Annotated in this window: 16 protein-coding genes; 11 read left to right on the top strand and 5 right to left on the bottom strand. The window is 70.3% G+C overall.

Features of this window, described 5'->3' with window-relative positions; genetic code table 11:
* Positions 1 to 62: 62 nt before the first annotated feature.
* A complete protein-coding gene (locus tag ACFOGJ_RS29095) occupies positions 63 to 1,394 on the bottom strand; it encodes an aspartate aminotransferase family protein (RefSeq protein ID WP_379906812.1) in 1,332 nt (443 codons plus the stop codon).
* 157 nt (positions 1,395 to 1,551) lie between these two features.
* On the opposite strand from ACFOGJ_RS29095, the gene ACFOGJ_RS29090 reads away from it, so the two are divergent.
* The 9 genes from ACFOGJ_RS29090 (at position 1,552) to ACFOGJ_RS29050 (ending at position 11,767) form a co-directional block, all read left to right on the top strand.
* Complete coding sequence (locus ACFOGJ_RS29090) at positions 1,552 to 3,192, top strand: ABC transporter substrate-binding protein (protein ID WP_379906811.1); 1,641 nt, start codon at positions 1,552 to 1,554, stop codon at positions 3,190 to 3,192.
* A gap of 122 nt (positions 3,193 to 3,314) precedes the next feature.
* Positions 3,315 to 4,292, top strand: coding sequence for an ABC transporter permease (locus tag ACFOGJ_RS29085; RefSeq protein ID WP_379906810.1), 978 nt, complete (start codon positions 3,315 to 3,317; stop codon positions 4,290 to 4,292).
* Positions 4,289 to 5,206, top strand: a complete 918-nt coding sequence (locus ACFOGJ_RS29080; RefSeq protein ID WP_379906808.1) for an ABC transporter permease — start codon at positions 4,289 to 4,291, stop codon at positions 5,204 to 5,206. The genes ACFOGJ_RS29085 and ACFOGJ_RS29080 overlap by 4 nt, the downstream gene beginning before the upstream one ends.
* A gap of 1 nt (position 5,207) precedes the next feature.
* A complete protein-coding gene (locus ACFOGJ_RS29075) occupies positions 5,208 to 6,266 on the top strand; it encodes an ABC transporter ATP-binding protein (protein ID WP_379906807.1) in 1,059 nt (352 codons plus the stop codon).
* Positions 6,263 to 7,276: an ABC transporter ATP-binding protein gene (locus ACFOGJ_RS29070; RefSeq protein WP_379906806.1), complete on the top strand. Its 1,014-nt coding sequence runs from the start codon at positions 6,263 to 6,265 to the stop codon at positions 7,274 to 7,276. The genes ACFOGJ_RS29075 and ACFOGJ_RS29070 overlap by 4 nt, the downstream gene beginning before the upstream one ends.
* A 33-nt stretch (positions 7,277 to 7,309) precedes the next feature.
* Positions 7,310 to 8,233: an AEC family transporter gene (locus ACFOGJ_RS29065; protein WP_379906805.1), complete on the top strand. Its 924-nt coding sequence runs from the start codon at positions 7,310 to 7,312 to the stop codon at positions 8,231 to 8,233.
* Positions 8,234 to 8,263: 30 nt separating this feature from the next.
* Positions 8,264 to 9,754, top strand: a complete 1,491-nt coding sequence (locus tag ACFOGJ_RS29060; RefSeq protein ID WP_379906804.1) for a M81 family metallopeptidase — start codon at positions 8,264 to 8,266, stop codon at positions 9,752 to 9,754.
* 157 nt (positions 9,755 to 9,911) lie between these two features.
* The gene (locus ACFOGJ_RS29055; RefSeq protein ID WP_379906803.1) at positions 9,912 to 10,964 is read left to right on the top strand and encodes a pentapeptide repeat-containing protein; all 1,053 of its coding nucleotides are present in this window, start codon (positions 9,912 to 9,914) and stop codon (positions 10,962 to 10,964) included.
* Positions 10,965 to 11,119: 155 nt separating this feature from the next.
* A complete protein-coding gene (locus ACFOGJ_RS29050; protein ID WP_379906802.1) occupies positions 11,120 to 11,767 on the top strand; it encodes a DUF4396 domain-containing protein in 648 nt (215 codons plus the stop codon).
* Between the two features lie 124 nt (positions 11,768 to 11,891).
* On the opposite strand, the gene ACFOGJ_RS29045 is transcribed toward ACFOGJ_RS29050, so the two are convergent.
* The 4 genes from ACFOGJ_RS29045 to ACFOGJ_RS29030 form a co-directional block, all read right to left on the bottom strand.
* Positions 11,892 to 13,049, bottom strand: a complete 1,158-nt coding sequence (locus ACFOGJ_RS29045; protein WP_379906801.1) for a M14 family metallopeptidase — start codon at positions 13,047 to 13,049, stop codon at positions 11,892 to 11,894.
* Between the two features lie 79 nt (positions 13,050 to 13,128).
* Entirely contained in the window at positions 13,129 to 14,064 is a 936-nt protein-coding gene (locus tag ACFOGJ_RS29040; RefSeq protein ID WP_379906800.1) for a methyltransferase domain-containing protein, read from the bottom strand.
* 121 nt (positions 14,065 to 14,185) lie between these two features.
* Positions 14,186 to 14,758 carry an invasion associated locus B family protein gene (locus ACFOGJ_RS29035; RefSeq protein ID WP_379907083.1) on the bottom strand — a complete coding sequence of 191 codons (573 nt, stop codon included), beginning with the start codon at positions 14,756 to 14,758 and terminating at the stop codon, positions 14,186 to 14,188.
* Between the two features lie 99 nt (positions 14,759 to 14,857).
* Positions 14,858 to 15,184, bottom strand: coding sequence for a hypothetical protein (locus ACFOGJ_RS29030; RefSeq protein ID WP_379906799.1), 327 nt, complete (start codon positions 15,182 to 15,184; stop codon positions 14,858 to 14,860).
* A gap of 131 nt (positions 15,185 to 15,315) precedes the next feature.
* On the opposite strand from ACFOGJ_RS29030, the gene selD reads away from it, so the two are divergent.
* Together selD and selA are read left to right on the top strand one after the other, a co-directional pair.
* Entirely contained in the window at positions 15,316 to 17,583 is a 2,268-nt protein-coding gene (gene selD / locus ACFOGJ_RS29025) for a selenide, water dikinase SelD (RefSeq protein ID WP_379906798.1), read from the top strand.
* Positions 17,580 to 18,905 (top strand): L-seryl-tRNA(Sec) selenium transferase (gene selA / locus ACFOGJ_RS29020; RefSeq protein ID WP_379906797.1); only part of this gene is annotated, 1,326 nt, incomplete at its 3' end. The genes selD and selA, both read left to right, overlap by 4 nt.

Raw genomic sequence — 18,905 nt, 5'->3', positions numbered from 1 at the left:
CTGGCTGTTCCGCCTCTTGCCCGCCCCGCCGCTGTGCGCAACGGCGGACGGGATATGCGATCCTATGACGCCGCGATCACCCGGCGCAGCTTGTCGACGATTTCGTCCAGATGGGCATCCTCCGCCACCAGCGCCGGCGCCAGGATCACCGTGTCCATGGTGACCCGGACCACCAGCCCGGCCTCATAGGCCGCCTGCAGCACCGCATAGCCGCGGGCGCCGGGCTTCGGCCGTCCGGCTTCCTGGGCCGGCGCCAGGTCGATGCCCGCCAGCAGGCCGTAGCCGCGGATGTCGGTGACCGCGTCGAGGTCGCGCAGGGCGAAGACGCGGTCCAGGAAGCGCGGTGCCAGGGCGGCCGCGCCCTCGAACGTCCGCTCCTCGCGATAGATCCGCTGGGTGGCGATGCCGGCGGCGCAGGCGGCGGGATGGGCGGAATAGGTATAGCCGTGGAACAGCTCGATGCCGCCCTCCGGCACCGCGCCGGTGACCGCGTCGTAGATTTCGTCCTTCACCGCCACCGCGCCCATCGGCACCGCGCCGTTGGTCAATGCCTTGGCCATGGTGATGATGTCGGGCGTGACCCCGAAGCTCTGCGCGCCGAAGGCGGCGCCGGTGCGGCCGAAGCCGCAGATCACCTCGTCGAACACCAGCAGGATGCCATGCGCGTCGCAGATCTCGCGCAGGCGCTGCAGATAACCCTGCGGCGGCACCAGCACGCCGGTGGAGCCGGCGATCGGCTCGACGAAGCAGGCGGCGATCTGGTCGGCGCCGTGCAGGTCGACGATCCGCTGCAGGTCCTCCGCCAGTTCCGCGCCGGCCGGTCCCTGCCCGGGCAGGAAGCGGTTCTCGTCGAGCCAGGTATGGCGCATATGGGCGACCCCGGGCAGGCCGATGCCATAGCTCTCCCGGTTCTTCACCATGCCGCCGATGGAGACGCCGCCGAAATTGACGCCGTGATAGGCGCGTTCCCGGCCGACGAAGCGCTGGCGCTGGGACTGGCCGCGCACCCGGTGCCAGGCCAGCGCGATCTTCATCGCGGTTTCCACCGATTCCGATCCGCCGCCGGTGAAGAAGACGTGGTTCAGCCCCTCCGGCGTGATCTCCGCCACCATGGCGGCCAGCTCGAAGGCGAGCGGGTTGGCGAACTGGAAGGGCGGCGAGAAGTCGAGGATGCCGAGCTGGTCCGCCACGGCCGCCGCGATCTCCGGCCGGCAATGGCCCAGCGCGCTGGTGAACAGGCCGGCGCAGCCGTCGATCAGCTGCTCGCCGCGATGGTTCCAGTAGTACATGCCCTCCGCCCGGGCCAGCAGGCGCGGCGCCTTCTTGAAATGCCGGTTTGCGGTGAAGGGCAGCCAATAGGCTTCCAGCGAATTCGTATGGGCAGGAATGTTCACGGGCGATCCCCCATTGGCGGCCGGGCCGGCGGTCCCGGCAGATTAGACATTTGACGGCCAGTCCGAAATAATTTCCGCGCCGCAGCATGGGGGTGCGGCACGGGGATGGTGGGAAGAAGCGCGGCAATGCCCGCGCCAATTGCAGGAGAGGCTGGAGATGGCACAGGACCAGAGGAACGCGGGACGGCTGCCGCGACGGCGCAACCTGCTGGGCGCCGGCAGCGCACTTGCCGGCCTTGCGGCATTGGGCATCCTGGCGGCGGGGCAGGGTGCTGCTGCCCAGGGCGACGTCTGTGCCGGCCACAAGGGCGGCACCATGGTGGTCACCTCCACCCAGGTGCCGCGCCACCTGAATCCGGCGGTGCAGTCCGGCGTCGCCACCGCGGTGCCGGGAACGCAGATCTTCGCCAGCCCGCTGCGCTTCGACGACGACTGGAACGCGATCCCCTACCTGGCGGAGAAGGTCGACATTTCCGACGACGGCAAGACGGTGACCATCGTCCTGCGCGACGGCGTCACCTTCCACGACGGCAAGCCGGTGACGTCGGAGGATGTCGCCTTCTCGATCCAGACGATCAAGGAGAACCACCCGTTCCAGACCATGCTGGCGCCGGTGGAGAGCATCGCCACGCCGGACGCCAGGACCGCGGTCCTGACCCTGTCGCAACCGCATCCGGCGATCGAACTGGCGATGTCGCCGGCGCTGATGCCGATCCTGCCCAAGCATATCTTCGGCGACGGTCAGGATGCGAAGACCCATCCGGCGAACAACGCGCCGGTCGGTTCGGGCCCCTTCAAGCTGGTCGAGTTCGTGCCGGCGGAGCGGATCGTGCTGGAGCGCAACCCGGACTTCTTCCTGGACGGCCTGCCATGCCTGGACCGGATCGTCATCAACATCGTGCGCGACAGCGCCAATGCCGTGCTGTCGCTGGAGCGCGGCGAGGCGCACATGCAGCCCTTCACGGTGAACTCGCGCGATATCAAGCGCCTGTCCGAGGAAGAGCATCTGGACGTGACCAAGAAGGGCTATGCCGCGGTCGGTCCGATCAACTGGCTCGCCTTCAACACCCGCAAGGCGCCGCTGGACAACAAGGACGTGCGCAAGGCGATCGCCCTCGCCATCGACCGCAGCTTCATCACCGACAAGCTGCAGCAGGGCATCTCTTCGCCGGCCACCGGTCCGATCACGCCGGACAGCCCGTTCTATACGGCTGAGGTCGAGCTGTACGAGAAGGATGTCGACAGGGCCAATGCGATGCTGGACGCGGCGGGCTTTCCGAAGAATGCCGACGACATCCGCTTCCCGCTGACGATCGACTACATCCCCGGCGCGGACGAGCAGCAGAAGAACATCGCGGAGTTCCTGAAGCCGACCCTGAAGCAGATCGGCATCGACCTGAACGTCCGCGCGGCACCGGACTTCCCGACCTGGGCGAAGCGGGTCGCCGGCGGCGATTTCGACCTGTCGATGGACATCGTCTTCAACTGGGGCGATCCGGTGATCGGCGTGCACCGCACCTACCTGACCGACAACATCAAGCCGCAGATCTGGACCAACACGCAGGGCTATTCCAACCCCAAGGTCGACGAGCTGCTGGCGCAGGCTGCGGTGGAGCTTGACCAGGACAAGCGCAAGGCGCTGTACAGGGAGTTCCAGCAGATCGTCGTGGACGACATCCCGCTCTACTACATCAACCTGCTGCCCTACCACACGGTGTACGACAAGAAGGTCGGCAATGTTCCCACCAACATCTGGGGCACCATGTCGCCGATGGACGAGGTCTATCTGTCGGAATAGCGGGGCCAGAAGCCCGACGCGGTGAGAACGGGGGTGCGCACCGGCCTGGCGGAACGGCCCGGCACGGTGCCGCCTGCCGCGGTGCGAGTCGATCGAGGCGGGTGCAGCAGCAGTAGGGCGCGATGCGGTCGCTGGGCGTGATCCTGCCGAAGCTCGCCTATGCCGTCGGCATGCTGCTGGCGGTGGTGGTGCTGAACTTTCTGCTGCTGCAGATCGCGCCCGGCGACATCGCCGACACCATCATCGGCGAGATGGGCGGCGCCACGCCGGAGATGGAAGCGGAAATCCGCGCCAGCTATGGGCTGGACCGGCCGCTGGCCGAGCAGCTGCTGGTCTATGTCGGCAATGTCGCCCAGGGCGATCTGGGCTATTCCTACTATTTCAACCGGCCGGTGCTGGAGGTGATCCTGCACCGGGTGCCCGCCACCCTGCTGCTGGTCGTGGCGGCGCTGCTGTTCGCCATCCTGGTCGGCACCTTCCTGGGCGTGGTGGCGGCGCGGCGGCCGAACGGCTGGTTCAGCCATGTGGTCACCGTGCTGGCGCTGGTAGGCTATTCCGCACCGGTGTTCTGGACCGGCCTGATGCTGCTGATCCTGTTCGCCTCCGTCCTGCCGGTCTTTCCGGTGTCGGGCATGGTCAGCCCGGTCTTCGACGGCGGGCCGCTGGCCCGCGCGGTCGAGGTCGCGCACCACCTGGTGCTGCCGGCGCTGACCCTGGGGATCATCTACCTGGCGCAGTATTCCCGGCTCAGCCGGGCCTCCATGCTGGACGTGCTGGGCGCCGACTATATCCGCACCGCCCGCGCCAAGGGGCTGGCGGAGCGGGTGGTGGTCTACAAGCATGCCTTGCGCAACGCGATCCTGCCGGTGGTCACCATCGCCGGGCTGCAGTTCGGCCAGCTGTTCGCCGGCGCGGTGCTGGTGGAAACGGTGTTCAACTGGCCCGGCATGGGGCTGCTCGCCTACGATTCCATCCTGCGGCGCGACACGCCGACAATCATGGGCGTGCTGTTCTTCTCCGCCCTGCTGGTGATCGTCGCCAACATGCTGACCGACCTGGCCTATCGCCTGATCGACCCGCGCATCCGGGGGCGCGCATGACCGCGCCGGAACGCCAGGAGGCGCCAAAGCTCCAGGAAGCGCCGGACCTCCAGGAAGCAGTGGGCGAGAAGGTCGAGCATCCGCTGCGGGAGACCTGGCGGATGTTCGCCGCCAACCGTGCCGCCCTGGCGGGGCTGGTGATCCTGACGGCGATCGTGCTGGCGGCCCTGATCGGCCCGCCGCTCTACGGTGTCGACCCGTTCGACATCGTCTGGGCGCCCTTCGCGCCGCCCGGCGATGGCGGCATCCCGCTGGGCACCGACTATCTGGGCCGCGACATCCTGGCCGGCGTGCTGCAGGGCGGCCGCGCCACCCTGGCGGTGGGAGCGGCGGCAGCGGTGATCACCCTGGTGATCGGCCTGATCGTCGGCGCCCTGGCCGGCTATTACGGCGGCTGGGTGGAAGAGGCGCTGATGCGGGTGACCGAATTCTTCCAGGTGCTGCCGCCGCTGCTGCTGGCGATGGTGCTGGTGACCCTGTTCTCGCCCGAGCTGACCACCATCGCGGTGGCGATCGGCATCGTTTCCTGGACTTCGGTGGCGCGGCTGACACGGGCGGAATTCCTGCGCATCAAGCAGCTGGAATATGTGAAGGCGGCGCGCTCCATCGGCGCCCGCGACCGGCGCATCATCTGGGTCGTCGTGCTGCCCAACGCCCTGCCGCCGCTGATCGTCGCCGCGGCGCTGGCGATCGGCGTGTCGATCCTGTTCGAGGCGGGGCTGAGCTTCCTGGGCCTGGGCGATCCGGACGTGATGAGCTGGGGCCTGATGATCGGCTCCAACCGCAAGGACTTCCTGGAGGCCTGGTGGCCGGTGACCTTCCCGGGCATCGCGATCTTCCTGACCGTGCTCAGCGTCTCCCTGATCGGCGACGGGCTGAACGACGCCCTCAACCCGAAGCTGCGGCAGCGCTGAGATGGCGGAGGCCGAAGCGATCGCCGATCGAACCGAAGCCGCGGCGCCGGTGCTGGAGCTGCAGGACGTGCATGTCGAGTTCGACACCCGCGCCGGGGTGGCGCATGTGCTGGACGGCATCGGCTTCGCCCTGGCGCCGGGGGAGACATTGGGCATCGTCGGCGAATCCGGCTGCGGCAAGTCGATGACCGCGCTGGCGATCATGGGCCTGGTGCCCAGCCCGCCGGGCCGGGTGGCGGGGGGCCGCATCCTGCTGCGCGGCGAGGACCTGCTGGCCGCCAGCCCCCGCCGCCTGCGCGAGGTCCGCGGCAACGAGATCTCGATGATCTTCCAGGAACCGATGACCTCCCTGAACCCGGTCTTCACCATCGGCGACCAGATCGCGGAGACGGTGCGCGTCCACCAGGGCCTGGACCGGCGCGGCGCCCGGGCCCGCGCGGTGGAGATGCTGCAGGCGGTGGGCATGCCGGCGGCGGAAGCCCGCGCCGGGGAATATCCGCACCAGCTGTCGGGCGGCATGCGCCAGCGGGTGATGATCGCCATGGCCCTGGCCTGCCAGCCCAGCGTGCTGATCGCCGACGAACCCACCACCGCGCTGGACGTGACGGTGCAGGCGCAGATCTTCGACCTGCTGAAGGACCTGCAGGACCGTACCGGCACCGCGATCATCATGATCACCCACGACATGGGCGCGATCGCGGAAATGGCCGACCGGGTGGTGGTGATGTATGCCGGCCGCCAGGCGGAGGAGGGGCCGGTGGCGGAGATCCTGGAACGGCCGCGCCACCCCTATACCCAGGGCCTGATCGCCTGCGTGCCGCACCTGACCGACGACCCGCCGCCGGAGCGCCTGCCGCTGACGGAGATCCCCGGCGTGGTGCCGCCGCTGACCTCCCTCGGCCGCGGCTGTGCCTTCGCGGCCCGCTGTCCGCAGGTATTCGACCGCTGCCGGGCGGAGGCGCCGCCGGCGATCGCCATCTCGCCGGGGCATCGGGCGGCCTGCTGGCTGAATGCCGACGGCGCGGCCACCAGGGCGGCGGCGGAGGAAGCGGGACGGTGAGCGCGCTGCTGACGGTGCAGGGGCTGAAGGTCCATTTCCCGCTGGCGCGGAAGGGGCTGTTCGGCCCGCGGCGGGCGGTGCATGCGGTGGACGGGGTCAGCTTCGAGGTGCGCCGCGGCGAGACCTTCGGCATCGTCGGCGAGTCTGGCTCCGGCAAGTCCACCACCGCCCTGGCGGTGATGCGCCTGGCGCCGATCACCGGGGGCGAAATCCTGCTGGACGGCGCGCCGCTGGACCGGCTGCAGGGCAATGCCCTGCGCGCCATGCGGAAACGCCTGCAGATCATCTTCCAGGACCCCTATTCCTCCCTGAACCCGCGGTTCCGCGCGGGCGATATCGTGCGCGAGCCGCTGGACCTGATGGGCATCGGGACAAAGGCGGAGCGGGAGGCGCGGGTGGCGGAGCTGTTCCGCAATGTCGGCCTGCGCCCCGAACAGCAGGCGCTGTTTCCGCACCAGTTCTCCGGCGGCCAGCGGCAGCGCATCGGCATCGCCCGCGCCCTGGCGACGCAGCCGGAGCTGATCGTCTGCGACGAGCCGGTCTCCGCCCTCGACGTCGCGATCCAGGCGCAGATCCTGAACCTGCTGCAGCGGTTGCAGCGCGAGTTCGGACTGACCTACCTGTTCATCTCCCACGATCTGGGGGTGGTGCAGTACATGTGCGACCATGTCGCGGTGATGTACCTGGGCGTCATCGTCGAACAGGGCGACCGGGTCGCCCTGTTCCGCCAGCCGATGCACCCCTACACCAACGCCCTGCTGGCCGCGGTGCCGGCGGCCGATATCGCCCGGAACCGGGCGCGGCAGCGGATCAAGCTGAGCGGCGACCCGCCCAGCCCGATCGACCCGCCGCCGGGCTGCCGCTTCGCCGGCCGCTGCCCGTTCGCGGAGCCGCGCTGCCATGCCGAGGTGCCGGCCCTGCGGGAGGTGCTGCCGGGCCATCGGGTCGCCTGCCACCTGGTCGACGATGCCGGGATCGGGCCGCACCAGCGGGCTGCGCCGGCCGCCTGAGCGGCGGGCCGCGGCGGCGGGGAGCCGGGCGCCATGGAGCAGCTGGTCTTCATCCTCGTCTTCCTGGCGATCGGGGTGCTGCTGCGCCTGTCGGGGCGGCTGCCGGAAGCGAGCCCGAAGGTGCTGGGCGGCTGGGTGATCAATGTCGCATTGCCCGCCACCGCGCTGAAGAGCGTGCATGCGGTGGTGGTGGCGGGCGACTGGCTGCTGGCGGCGGCGACCCCCTGGCTGGGCGCCGCCCTGGCGCTGGCGGTGCTGCTGCCGGCGGGGCGGGCGTTCCGCTGGTCGCGGCAGCGCACCGGCGGTCTGCTGCTGGTGGCGGGCTGGGGCAATACCTCCTTCGTCGGAATCCCGATGATCCTGGCCTTCGCAGGCACCGACTGGGTGGCGCTGGGCCTGATGATCGACCTGTTCGGGTCCTACCTGGCGCTTTCGATCCTGGGCATCGGCATCGCCGCGGTGGCGAGCGAGGGCCGCCTGCCGCTGCGGGCGGTCGCGCTGCGGATCGTCACCTTCCCACCGTTCGTGGCGCTGCTGATGGCGCTGGCGACCAACCATCTGGCACGTCCCGCCTGGCTGGAGGAGGGGATCGGTCTGCTGGCGGCCACCATGACGCCGATCGCCCTGGCCGCGGTCGGCTTTGCCCTGCGGCTGGACCGGGTGGCCGGGCGACTGCTGCCGCTCTGCGCGGCGCTGGGCTTCCGGCTGCTGCTGGCGCCGGCGGCCCTGCTGGCGCTCTATCTGGTCCTGGAAGGCGGCGGCCTCATGACGGCCGACCCGCCGGTGCGCAACGTCGCGGTGCTGGAAATGGCAATGCCGCCGATGCTGGGGGCCGCCATCCTGGCCATGGAACATGACCTGGAACCGGATCTGGTGGCGCTGGTGATCGGCATCGGCATTCCCCTGTCCCTTGCCACCGCGACCCTGTGGTGGCAGGTCCTGTTGTTCCTGTCCTGACCGCGCCGGCGTCCCGATACTGGAGGTTCCATGCGCTTCGTGATTGCCGTCATGCGGCACGAGACCAACACCTTCTCGCCACTGCCCACGGTGCTGGAGGATTTCGGCCGCGGCATGTCGGGCGGCCCGTCCACCGGCGCGGAGGCGGTGCGCGCCATGGCGGGGACCAACAACCCGATCGCCGCCTTCCTGGACATCGCCCGGGCGCGCGGGGCGGAGGCGGTGGTGCCGATCGCCGCCAATGCCTCCCCCAGCGGCAAGGTCACGGACGACGCATTCGAGGCGATCGCCGGCCGGATCCTGGCCGCCATCGGCGATGGCTGCGACGCGGCGCTGCTGGACCTGCACGGCGCGATGGTGACGGAGAGCTTCGACGACGGCGAGGGCGAGCTGCTGCGCCGGATCCGGGAACTGGCGCCGGGACTGCCGGTCGCGGTGGCGCTGGACTTCCACACCAACCTGACGGCGGCGATGATGGACAATGCCGACGTCATCACCGGCTACCGCACCTATCCCCATGTCGACATGTACGAGACCGGCGAACGGGCCGGCCGGACCCTGATGCGCATGCTGGACGGCGAGGTGCGGCCGGTGATGGCGTGGAAGAGCCTGCCGATGCTGACGCACATGCTGCGCCAGACGCCATCCACACAGCCGATGAAGGACATCATGGACCGCGCCATCGCCGCGGAGGCCGGCGGCGAAGTGCTGAACGCGTCCCTGTTCGGCGGCTTCCCGCTGGCGGACATCCCCCATGTCGGGCTGTCGGCGGTGGTGGTGTCCGACGGCGATGCCCATGCCGCGGAAGACCTGCGCGACGAGCTGCTGCGCACGGCCTGGACGCGGCGGGCGGATTTCGTCTTCCCGCTGGAGCCGATGGCCGACTCGATCGCCCGCGCCGCCGCGATGACGGAAGGACCTGTCGTGCTCGCCGACCATGGCGACAATACCGGGGCCGGCGGGAACCAGGACGTGATGGCGGTGCTGGCGGAGGTGATGCGCCAGGACCTGCCGGATGTCGCGGCCGGGCCTTTCTGGGACCCGGAGGCGGTCGCCCGCATGCATGCGGCCGGGGTCGGCGCGGAACTGACCCTGTCGATCGGCGGCCGCACCGACATGCCGGCGCTGGGCCTGAAGGGCGAGCCGCTGCAGGTGACCGGCCGGGTGAAGACCCTGAGCGACGGCCGCTTCACGGTCACCGGGCCGATGATGACCGGCATGGAGCTGGGCATCGGCCGCACCGCCGTGCTGGAGACGGCGCATGTGGAGATCCTGGTCAGCGAGCGGCGCATGGAGCCCTTCGACCTGGGCATCTTCACCCATGCCGGGATCGACCCGCGGAGCAAACGCTATATCCTGATCAAGTCCAGGCAGCACTTCCGCGCAGGATTCGAGCCGATCGCCAAAGAGATCGTCCTGGTCGCCGGGCCTGGAGTCTGCAGTTCCGACTACGACTTATTCCCGTTCCGGAATCTTCGCCGTCCGATATATCCCCTGGACGAAGACCTTCAGGCCATGTAGGCAGTACCGCGTTTTGGTTGCGCAGCCCGGATCGATCGGAACATTTCCGGGGCGTGTGCGTTTCGTCGCCGTGCTGTCGGCCCCTGTCCAGGGGCCGGACGGCCGTGCGGCGGCTGCGGCTAGGAAAGTCGCAACCATTATCCGGTAACAGGTCGCCATGACCAACGACACCACGAACGCCGATGGTCCGGTTCGCAATGCCCGGATCACCCAGGAGCAGGTGCATCGCCTGCATGAGCGGCATCTCCGTTTCATCCGCGGGCAGCGGAACGGCCGCCGCTGCCTGCTCTACCAGTGCGACCTGAGCGGGCTCGACTTCCGGGGGCTGAACTTTTCCGGAGCGGAGTTCGTCGGCTGCAATTTCACCGATGCCGACATGTCCGGGTCCGACTTCTCCAAGGCCAACATCTTCAGCGCCGTGTTCGACGGCGCCAACCTGTCGACCGCCAACTTCTCCGGTGCCGACCTGCGCGGCGCCAACTTCTCTGACGCCGACCTGACGGGTACGGAGTTCGAGGATGCGGACCTGCGGCTGGGTGGTGGGATCAGCGTCGGCTTCAACGTCATCACGCAGGAGAGCCGGTCGTCCTTCCAGGGCGCGCTGATGCGGCGCACGAACCTGTCGCGCTCCAAGCTGCAGCAGGCCGATTTCGCCGGTGCCAAGATGGAGAAGACCCGGCTGGAAGGCACCGACATGCGCGGGGCAACGTTCCACAACACGCAGTTCGTGGAGACGAGCCTGAGCCGTGCCAACCTGGCAGATGCCGACCTGCGCGGCGCCTCCTTCGAGGATTGCGACCTGGAAGGGGTCGATCTCACCCGTCTGACCACCAACCGCAAGCCGGGCAAGGATTTCAGCATCTCCAGGACCCTGGAGGCGCACCGCAAATGGCTGGCCAGCGACGGCCAGGCGGGGGAGCGGGCGGACCTGTCCCACCTGGACCTGACGGGCGCCGATTTCCAGGGTGCCCTGCTGGCAGCCGCCGTGTTCCGCGACACGGTGCTCGCCAAGGCGGATTTCGGCGAGGCCGTGCTGGCGGCGGCCGACATGCGCGGCGCCAACCTGACGAATGCCAATATTGCCGGCGCCGATCTGCGCGGCGCCGATCTGCGCGGTGCGCGGGTGGAGCCGAAGCAGTTGAAGAGCGCCCTGCTGGGCATGCTGCCCGGCACCCGCAAGATGTCGCTCTACGACGAAACCCTCGACTGATCGCAGGCCGGACGGGCGCGGCCAACGGGGCGGGCAAGGAACGGACGACCTGCCTTCGTGTTCGACGGAGTATTGTGCCCTTTTCTGCGGTCGACGCCGCCGGGGCACGCCGGATCTGCCTGCGCGGTCGTGGAATGCTGGATTACCTGCGGACAATGCTCGACCATTGGTGGCTGGTTGCCGCCTGGGCGGCCGTGGCCGCGGTCAGCGTCGCGGTCCTGGTGCGCGACCTGGTCAACCGGAATCCGGAGATCCCCGGTCTGATGCGGTTCGTCTGGATCTTCACCGTGGCCTATTCCGGCCCGCTGGGGCTCTGGCTCTACTGGTCGAGCGGCCGCAAGCAGATCGCCAATGACAGCCGCTGGCGGCGCGGCGCGCGCTCCGTCGCCCATTGCTACTCCGGCTGCGGCATGGGGGAGGTCACCGGCGTCGTGGTCACTGTGGGGGTTCTGTCCCTCAGCAACTGGTGGGTCGCGGGCGTGACGTTCAGCCTGGCCTATGTCGCCGGCTTCGCCCTGACAGTCGGGCCGCTGATGCAGGAAGGCGTCGGCCTGGGCCAGGCGCTGCGCGACGCGTTCTATTCGGAGACCGCCTCGATCACCGTGATGGAGGTCGTGGCGATCTCCACGGACCTGCTGCTGGCCGGGTCCGCCGGCATGGGGCAGGCGATCTTCTGGATCTCCCTCATCATCTCGCTGACCGCCGGCCTGGCGGCCGCCTATCCGGTCAACGTGCTGCTGATCCGGTGGGGCGTGAAGGAGGGCATGCACGATCCTCGCGAGATGGCGTCGTCCGGCAACTGAGATGGGCCGGAGCAATGCCGCCGGTACACATGGCGGCTTCACCGCACCTGCTGCGCAGCGCGCCGCGTCGCGGGTCTATCCCTGCGCCTGCATGACAGAAGATCGTGCCTGACGGCCTGCCGGCTCAGTCCAGGCTGTCGGCCAGGACCTCGATACAGGCCTCGGCCAGTTCGCGGCAGGCCGCCGGATCGTAGCCCGTGCGCGGCCGCGGTGCCGCTTCATTGTCCTTGAAGGGTTGCTCCAGGGTCATCGAGAGGCAGCCGAAGGTGTGGGCCAGATAGCTGGTGCAGACGTTCAGGTTGGCGCGGCCCGGCGGCGCCGGCGGATAGCCGTGCTTCGTCTGGAACAGCGGGGTGGCGGCATCCAGCGCCTGCCGGAAGGCGGCCAGCCGCTCCAGCTGTCCGGGCAGCGGATGGGCCAGCCCCTCATAGCCGGCGATGAAGGCATAGGGCAGCGCCTCGTCGCCATGCACGTCCAGGCAGACATCCACCCCGGTGCGGAACATCTCTTCGCGCACGGCGTGCACCTCCGGTGCGGTTTCCGGATCCGGCTTCAGCCAGGCGCGGTTCAGGTCGGTCCCGGCGGCATTGGTGCGGATATTGCCGCGGAAGCTGCCGTCGGGGTTCATGTTCGGCACGGCATGGATCAGCGCCCGCTCGCGCAGCCGGGCGACCGCGGGTTCGTCGGTGCGGGCCAGCCGGTCCAGGAAGCCCTCCATCCACCACTCCGCCATCGTCTCGCCCGGATGCTGGCGGGCGATCACCCAGACCTGCCGTTTGCCGGCCGCCGGCCGGCCGATGCGCACCGCATCCAGGTCGCGGCCGTCGCAGGTGCGTCCCAGGGGCAGCAGCAGGGCATCCGGCATCGCCTGCGCGCGGGCCAGCAGGGCGGCGTGGCGTTCCAGCGGGTAGGGCGCGAAATAGGCATACCAGCAGGCATTGTGCGCCGGCCGGTGGCTGATTGTCAGGACCTTCCCGTCATAGGAGGTCGGCACCCGGAACCAGTCCTCGCGGTCGTAGGAGGCACAGGCCTGGTAGTCCGCGAAGCCTTTCGCAAAGGCGGCATCGCCTGCATTCACGATCTGCATCCGGCAGTCGGCGCCGGCGGCGCCCGCCAGGCGGAAGTGGAACCATTGCAGATGGCTGCTGGCATTGTCGCTGCGGATCCGCAGGCGGATATCGTCGCAGCGGCTCGCCGCCTCGACCTCGATATTGCCGCTGTCGAAGGCGGCACTGATCCGGGGGGGGCGGGTCTGCGCCGCGGCGCCGTAGTGATAGGTCATCTGGAGCGGTCCTTGCCGGCCGGCCGTGGCCAGTCGATCAATGTTGGCCGGTCATTACTGGCCGGTCATTGCTGGCCAGTTATTGCTGGGAGGTGCGCCGGAGCTTCTTGCGGCGGCCATGGACGCGGATCAGCCGCAGCCGTCCGGCCTGGATGGCGCGGGAGCGGGCAAGCCAGATCTGCGCCTCCCGCATCAGGGCGTCGACATAGGTCCGCGACAGGCCGCTGTCCCGCGCCAGGCTTTCCTGCAGGGCCTGCCAGCCATGCAGGATCATTTCGTTGTATTCCTCCGACTCGTCGATGACGACATGGACCTCCATCTTCTGGGCGTCCAGGATCTGGCGGTAGCGCGCCTCGTTCCAGATCGTGTCGATGCCCGGCTCCTTGTCGCGGCAGGCGGTCAGTTCGGGGGAGGCGAGGTCATCGCCGTCGGCGACCAGGTCGGTGAAGACCAGGTGGCCGCCCGGCTTCAGCGATTCCGCGATGCGGGTCAGCAGCCGCTCCTTCGCCTCGATCCGGTAGAACGCCTCCCGCGAGAAGACCAGGTCGTGCGTCTTGTCGGGCAGTTCCACCTCGCCCAGGTCGACCCGGTTGAGGTTGATGCGCTGCTGCATCCCGGCCTGCGCGTTCAGGTCGTACGCCGCCTCGAACAGTTCCTCCTCCTGCTCCAGGGCGTTGAGCCAGAGGTCGTACTTCTTCACGAAATGGCGCAGGCCGCCGCACAGCCCGGGACAGATCGCCAGGATCGTCATCGCGCCGTTCGGGCCGGCGGGAACCACCACCTTGTCCCAGTAGGCCAGGCCGCCGGGCTCGCTGAGGCCGGTGCCCCAGAGCCGGCCGGCGATGTTGATGCCGATGTCCGACCAGCGGCTGACCGCGACAGGCTCGCTCTCGACCGCGATATCGACCTTGCGGCTGTTGGCACCCTTGACGATCTTCGGGCCGACCTCTTCGCCATGCCACCAGGCGGCAAGGCGTTGCGAGAACGGCACATAGCCGTCCGCCTCGGGCTTCATCGCGGTGCCGGCGGCTTTCGGTGCAGGCTTGGCCGGCGGCTTTCCCGCCGACTTGCCGGCGGGCTTTCCGGGCGGTCGCCCTGTTGTCTGCGGCTTGGCCATCCTGGTCAGCCGGGCAGGGTCAGAGGACCTCGCCCGTGGCTGCGGTGAAGCCCGAGAGCGAGATCGGGATGCCAATCGTCTGATTGCGCAGGTCCACCACAGTCATCGTGCCCTTGATGCCCTTGCGCATCGAGGCCAGCAGGCCGTCGTCCAGGCGGGTTTCCACGATGCAGCCGAAGGGCAGGCAGGTGGTCGCCGGCAGATCGCGCGGCGCCCCGCCGTCGACGCTGAACTTGAAGCCGCGCTGCAGCTGCGCGCCCAGCGGGACGATGAACTGCAGCACGGCGGGGCCGTTGCCCGGCGCCTTGCCGACAGCGACCCGCAGCAGCGGCTGCTGCACGCCTTCCTGCGCCACGACCTGCACCGCCTCGCAGTGGCGCTGGCCGCTCTGGTCCGGCGGGAAGCACTGCACGCTCCAGTCGCCGTGGCGGGAGACCTCTTCCGCCTGCGGCGCGCGCGGCGGCGTGCCGACGCCCTGCTGCGGCTGTGGCTGCTGTGCCTGCTGGTCCGCCTGCTGCGCCAGTGCCGGGCTGGCGGTCAGGGCCAGCGCGAGCAGGGCGGATGCCGCAAGGGCAAGGCCGCAGGAACGCATCCCCGACACGACGGCACTGCGCGCAGGGCACCGCGCCGAAGGAAAGAAACGCGGGATTTCAAGCAAATGTGTCATACCAACCAGCCTGTTGCCGATACTCTACCGGGCGGTTCCAATGTAGCGCGCGCGAAAATACCAGTTCGTGCCGTTGCGGTCTGCGTCTTTATGTTCGAAACCGGCTTCACGCATCGCACCCTTGAAGCTGCCGTTATAGATGTAGAACCCTCGTCGGCCACGCATGAACAGGTAGCGCAGTTCCGAACTATGGTCCTCCGTCCAATCGATGCTGAATTGGAAGCTTTCCTCGATCCATTCAAGCAGCGCCTGCTGGTCACGTTCCTTCAGCTCGAAGAACTGCTCAGGCGAGTCCTGGGTCAGCGGCGCCTCGTCGCTGCCGCGGCCCCCTGTCGTTTCCGCACCAGTCATCGTCGTTTCCGTTCCCTATCATGCCTGTGTCTTCCGGACAGCCCCCCCTGGATCATAGCCCGATCCGGCATGGCCGGTAAGCTGGGCCCTTGTCAGCGCCAAACAGTTGCGGCGTGCCGCCAGCCCGCTTCATGACGCCACCCCTGCACGACATCGTCCTGCTGGGCGGCGGCCATGCGCATGTGGAGGTGCTGCGTGCCTTCGGCATGCGGCCGCAGGCCCGTGTCCGGCTGACCCTGATCGGGCGGGACATCCACACCCCCTATTCCGGCATGCTGCCGGGCCTGGTCGCCGGACATTACGACCTGGACGAGACCCATATCGACCTGGCGCCGCTCTGCCGCTTTGCCGGCGCCCGCCTGTATCGCGACAGCGCGGTCGCCGTCGACCCGGTTGCCCGGCTGGTGCACTGTGCCGAGCGGCCGCCGGTGCATTACGACACCCTGTCGATCGATACCGGCGCCACCCCGTCCTTCGCCGGGGTTGAGGGGGCGGCCGAACATGTCATTCCGGTGAAGCCGATCGACCGCTTCGCCCCCCGCTGGAACGCCCTGCGCGAGGCGCTGCTGCAGGACGACGGGCCGGCATCGATCGGCGTGGTCGGCGCCGGGGCGGGCGGTGTGGAGCTGCTGCTGGCGGTGCGCCACGCCCTGTGCGGCGCCCTGCAGGCCGCCGGCCGGGATGCGGGCGGGCTGCGCTTCCACCTGTTCGCCGCCGGTGCCGGGCCGCTGCCGGGGGCGAATGGCGGCGCGCGGCGGATCTTCGCCCGCCACCTCGCCCGCGCCGGGGTGCAGGTTCATGCCGGATTCCGGGTCGCCCGGGTGGGTCCCGACGCGGTCACCGCCGAGGACGGCCGCAGCGTGGCGCTGGACCATGTCCTCTGGGTGACCGATGCCGCCGCCGCCGCCTGGCCGCGGGAGAGCGGCCTGGCCTGCAGCGACGAGGGCTTCATCCTGGTGGATGCGACCCTGCGTTCCCTGTCGCATCGCGAGATCTTCGCCGCCGGCGACATCGCCACCATGCGGGGCGCGCCGCGCCCGAAGGCGGGCGTCTTTGCAGTGCGCCAGGGCCCGCCGCTGGCGGCGAACCTGCGGGCGGCGGCGACCGGCGCGCCGCTGCGCCGGCACCGGCCGCAGCGGCACTATCTGAGCCTGATCTCCACCGGGCCGCGCCATGCCGTCGCGCTGCGCGGCCCCTTCGCCGTCGAGGGCGGTTGGGTCTGGCGCTGGAAGGACCGGATCGACCGCCGCTTCATGCAGCGCTATGCCGACCTGCCCGAAATGGCGGCGGAAGGCGGGACGCCGGAAGACGCGGCCGCCGGCATGCGCTGCGCCGGCTGCGGCGGCAAGGTGGGGCATGCGGTCCTGGTGGCCGGCCTTGGCGGCGGCCCCGGCGTGAAGCCGGTCGCCTGGGACGAGGCGGAATGGGAGGATGCCGCGCCGCTGCCCGGCCCCGCCGTGCGCCGTGCCACCGCCGCCGCCCCGCCGGCGCCGGAGCGCCAGGTATGGGCCAGCATGGACGGCTTCCGCCTGCCCGTGGCCGATCCCTGGCGGTCCGGCCGGATCGCCGTGCATCACGCCATGTCGGACCTGCATGCCATGGGGGCGCAGCCTTCCGCCGCCCTGGTCTTCGCGGTCCTGCCCGACATGCCGGCCGAAAAGCAGGCGGAGGAACTCGGCCAGTTGATGACCGGGGTCCGGGCGGCGCTGGACGCGGAGGGGGCGGTGCTGGTCGGCGGCCACACCGCCGAAGGCGCCGAGGCGATGCTGGCGGTCGCCGTCACCGGTCATCTGCCGGCCGGCCAGCCGCCCTGGCGCAAGGGCGGCCTGCAGGCCGGCGACCGGCTGGTGCTGACCCGGCCGCTGGGTACCGGGATCCTGCTGGCGGCTGCCATGCGCGGCCGGGCCCGGGGGCGCTGGTGGCATGCCGCGCTGGAGGCGATGTGCCGCCCGCAGGGGCCGGCGGCGGCCGTGCTGCGGCGCTTCGGTGCGACGGCCGTCACAGACGTGACGGGCTATGGCATCGGCGGCCATCTGGCGGAGATGCTGCTGGCGTCAGGCCGGCGCGCGGAGCTGCGGCTGGATGCGCTGCCGCTTCTGGACGGCGCGGCGGAGATGGCGGCCGCCGGCATTGCCAGCACCGCCCTGCCTGCGGCGCTGGACGGCTTTCCGGCGGTGGCGCTGGCGCTGGAGGAGGCGATCGTCGCAGGCGCACCTGCCTGGTGGCGGAACCTGCTGTTCGACCCGCAGACCGGCGGCGGGCTGCTGGCCGGCCTGCCGGAGAGAAAGGCGGAGGCCGCGGTCGCGCAGCTGCGCATGATCGGCTGCGAGGCGGCGGTGATCGGGCAGGTCGCCGCGGGAGAGGCGGTTGCCGGCCGTTGGGAACTGGTGATCCGGTGAACGGGCCCCGCGACCTGCCGGCCATGGACCGGCTGCTGACCGATCCGCGGCTTCAGGCCCCGATCGCCGCCCATGGCCGCGCCCTGGTGCTGGCAGCGGCGCGCGAAGTGCTGGAGGAACTGCGGGCGGCGCTGCGCGCGGGACAGTCGGCGCCGGAGGCCGCCGACCCGGCGGCGGCGGTCGCCGGGCGGGTCCGCGCCTGGGTGGCGCCGCCGCTGCGGCCGCTCTTCAACCTGACCGGGATCCTGCTGCATACCAACCTGGGGCGGGCGGCGCTGTCCGCCGCGGCGATCGCGGCGATGACGGAGGCCGCGGCCGCGGTGAACCTGGAATACGACCTGGAGACCGGGCGCCGCGGCCAGCGCGACGAGCACCTGTCGGGCTGGCTGTGCCGGCTGACCGGGGCGGAAGCGGCGCTGGCGGTGAACAACAATGCCGCGGCCGTCATGCTGCTCCTGAACAGCCTGGCGCTGCGCCGGGAGGTGCCGGTCAGCCGGGGCGAACTGGTGGAGATCGGCGGCGCCTTCCGCCTGCCCGACATCATGGCGCGGGCCGGCTGCAGGCTGGTGGAGGTGGGCACCACCAACCGCACCCATGAAGCCGATTATGCGGCGGCGATCGGGCCGCGGACCGGCCTGCTGCTGCAGGTGCACCGCAGCAACTTCGCCATCACCGGCTTCACCCACGAAGTGCCGCTGGCGCAGCTGGCGGCATTGGCGCATGACGCCGGCCTGCCGCTGGCGGTCGACCTGGGCAGCGGCCATCTGGTCGACCCGGCAGGCTATGGGCTGCCGCCGGAGCCGACCGTGCAGGCCGTGCTGGCGGCCGGCGCCGACCTGGTGACCTTTTCCGGCGACAAGATGCTGGGCGGCCCGCAGGCCGGGCTGATCGTGGGCCGTGCCGCACTGATCGCGCGGCTGCGGCGCAACCCGATGCTGCGGGCGATGCGCCTGGACAAGCTGCGGATCGCCGCGCTGGCGGCCACCCTGCCGGCCCATGCCGATTCCGCCGCGCTGGCCGCGCAGCTGCCATTCTATCGCGCGCTGGCGCGGCCGCTGGCGGAGATCGAGGCCCTGGCGGCCAACCTCCGCGGGCCGCTGCAGACGGCCCTGGGTGCGGCCTGGCAGGTGGAGGTCGCGGCCGGAAGCTGCGAGGTCGGCAGCGGCGCCGCGCCGACCGCCACCCTGCCTAGCGCCGTGCTGCGGATCGCCCCCGCCGGCCGCCGGCCGGGGAAGGGGCGTGGCGGCACCGGTGCGGCGGCACTGGCGGCACGGCTGCGCCGGCTCGACCGGCCTGTCATCGGCCGGGTCCGCGACGGCGCC

The sequence above is a fragment of the Marinibaculum pumilum genome, from assembly GCF_042646425.1.
Taxonomy (GTDB): domain Bacteria; phylum Pseudomonadota; class Alphaproteobacteria; order Ferrovibrionales; family Ferrovibrionaceae; genus Marinibaculum; species Marinibaculum pumilum.
This window is presented reverse-complemented; position numbering and strand designations above follow the sequence as displayed.

What these genes read in the sequence shown, in the direction of transcription:
- ACFOGJ_RS29080 (WP_379906808.1), top strand. Translation starts at nt 4,289, where the DNA reads ATGACCGCGCCGGAACGCCAGGAGGCGCCAAAGCTCCAGGAAGCGCCG.
- ACFOGJ_RS29060 (WP_379906804.1), top strand. Translation starts at nt 8,264, where the DNA reads ATGCGCTTCGTGATTGCCGTCATGCGGCACGAGACCAACACCTTCTCG.
- ACFOGJ_RS29050 (WP_379906802.1), top strand. Translation starts at nt 11,120, where the DNA reads ATGCTCGACCATTGGTGGCTGGTTGCCGCCTGGGCGGCCGTGGCCGCG.
- ACFOGJ_RS29055 (WP_379906803.1), top strand. Translation starts at nt 9,912, where the DNA reads ATGACCAACGACACCACGAACGCCGATGGTCCGGTTCGCAATGCCCGG.
- ACFOGJ_RS29030 (WP_379906799.1), bottom strand. Translation starts at nt 15,184, where the DNA reads ATGACTGGTGCGGAAACGACAGGGGGCCGCGGCAGCGACGAGGCGCCG.
- ACFOGJ_RS29075 (WP_379906807.1), top strand. Translation starts at nt 5,208, where the DNA reads ATGGCGGAGGCCGAAGCGATCGCCGATCGAACCGAAGCCGCGGCGCCG.
- selD (WP_379906798.1), top strand. Translation starts at nt 15,316, where the DNA reads ATGACGCCACCCCTGCACGACATCGTCCTGCTGGGCGGCGGCCATGCG.
- ACFOGJ_RS29045 (WP_379906801.1), bottom strand. Translation starts at nt 13,049, where the DNA reads ATGACCTATCACTACGGCGCCGCGGCGCAGACCCGCCCCCCCCGGATC.
- ACFOGJ_RS29090 (WP_379906811.1), top strand. Translation starts at nt 1,552, where the DNA reads ATGGCACAGGACCAGAGGAACGCGGGACGGCTGCCGCGACGGCGCAAC.
- ACFOGJ_RS29040 (WP_379906800.1), bottom strand. Translation starts at nt 14,064, where the DNA reads ATGAAGCCCGAGGCGGACGGCTATGTGCCGTTCTCGCAACGCCTTGCC.
- ACFOGJ_RS29065 (WP_379906805.1), top strand. Translation starts at nt 7,310, where the DNA reads ATGGAGCAGCTGGTCTTCATCCTCGTCTTCCTGGCGATCGGGGTGCTG.
- ACFOGJ_RS29035 (WP_379907083.1), bottom strand. Translation starts at nt 14,758, where the DNA reads ATGCGTTCCTGCGGCCTTGCCCTTGCGGCATCCGCCCTGCTCGCGCTG.
- ACFOGJ_RS29085 (WP_379906810.1), top strand. Translation starts at nt 3,315, where the DNA reads ATGCGGTCGCTGGGCGTGATCCTGCCGAAGCTCGCCTATGCCGTCGGC.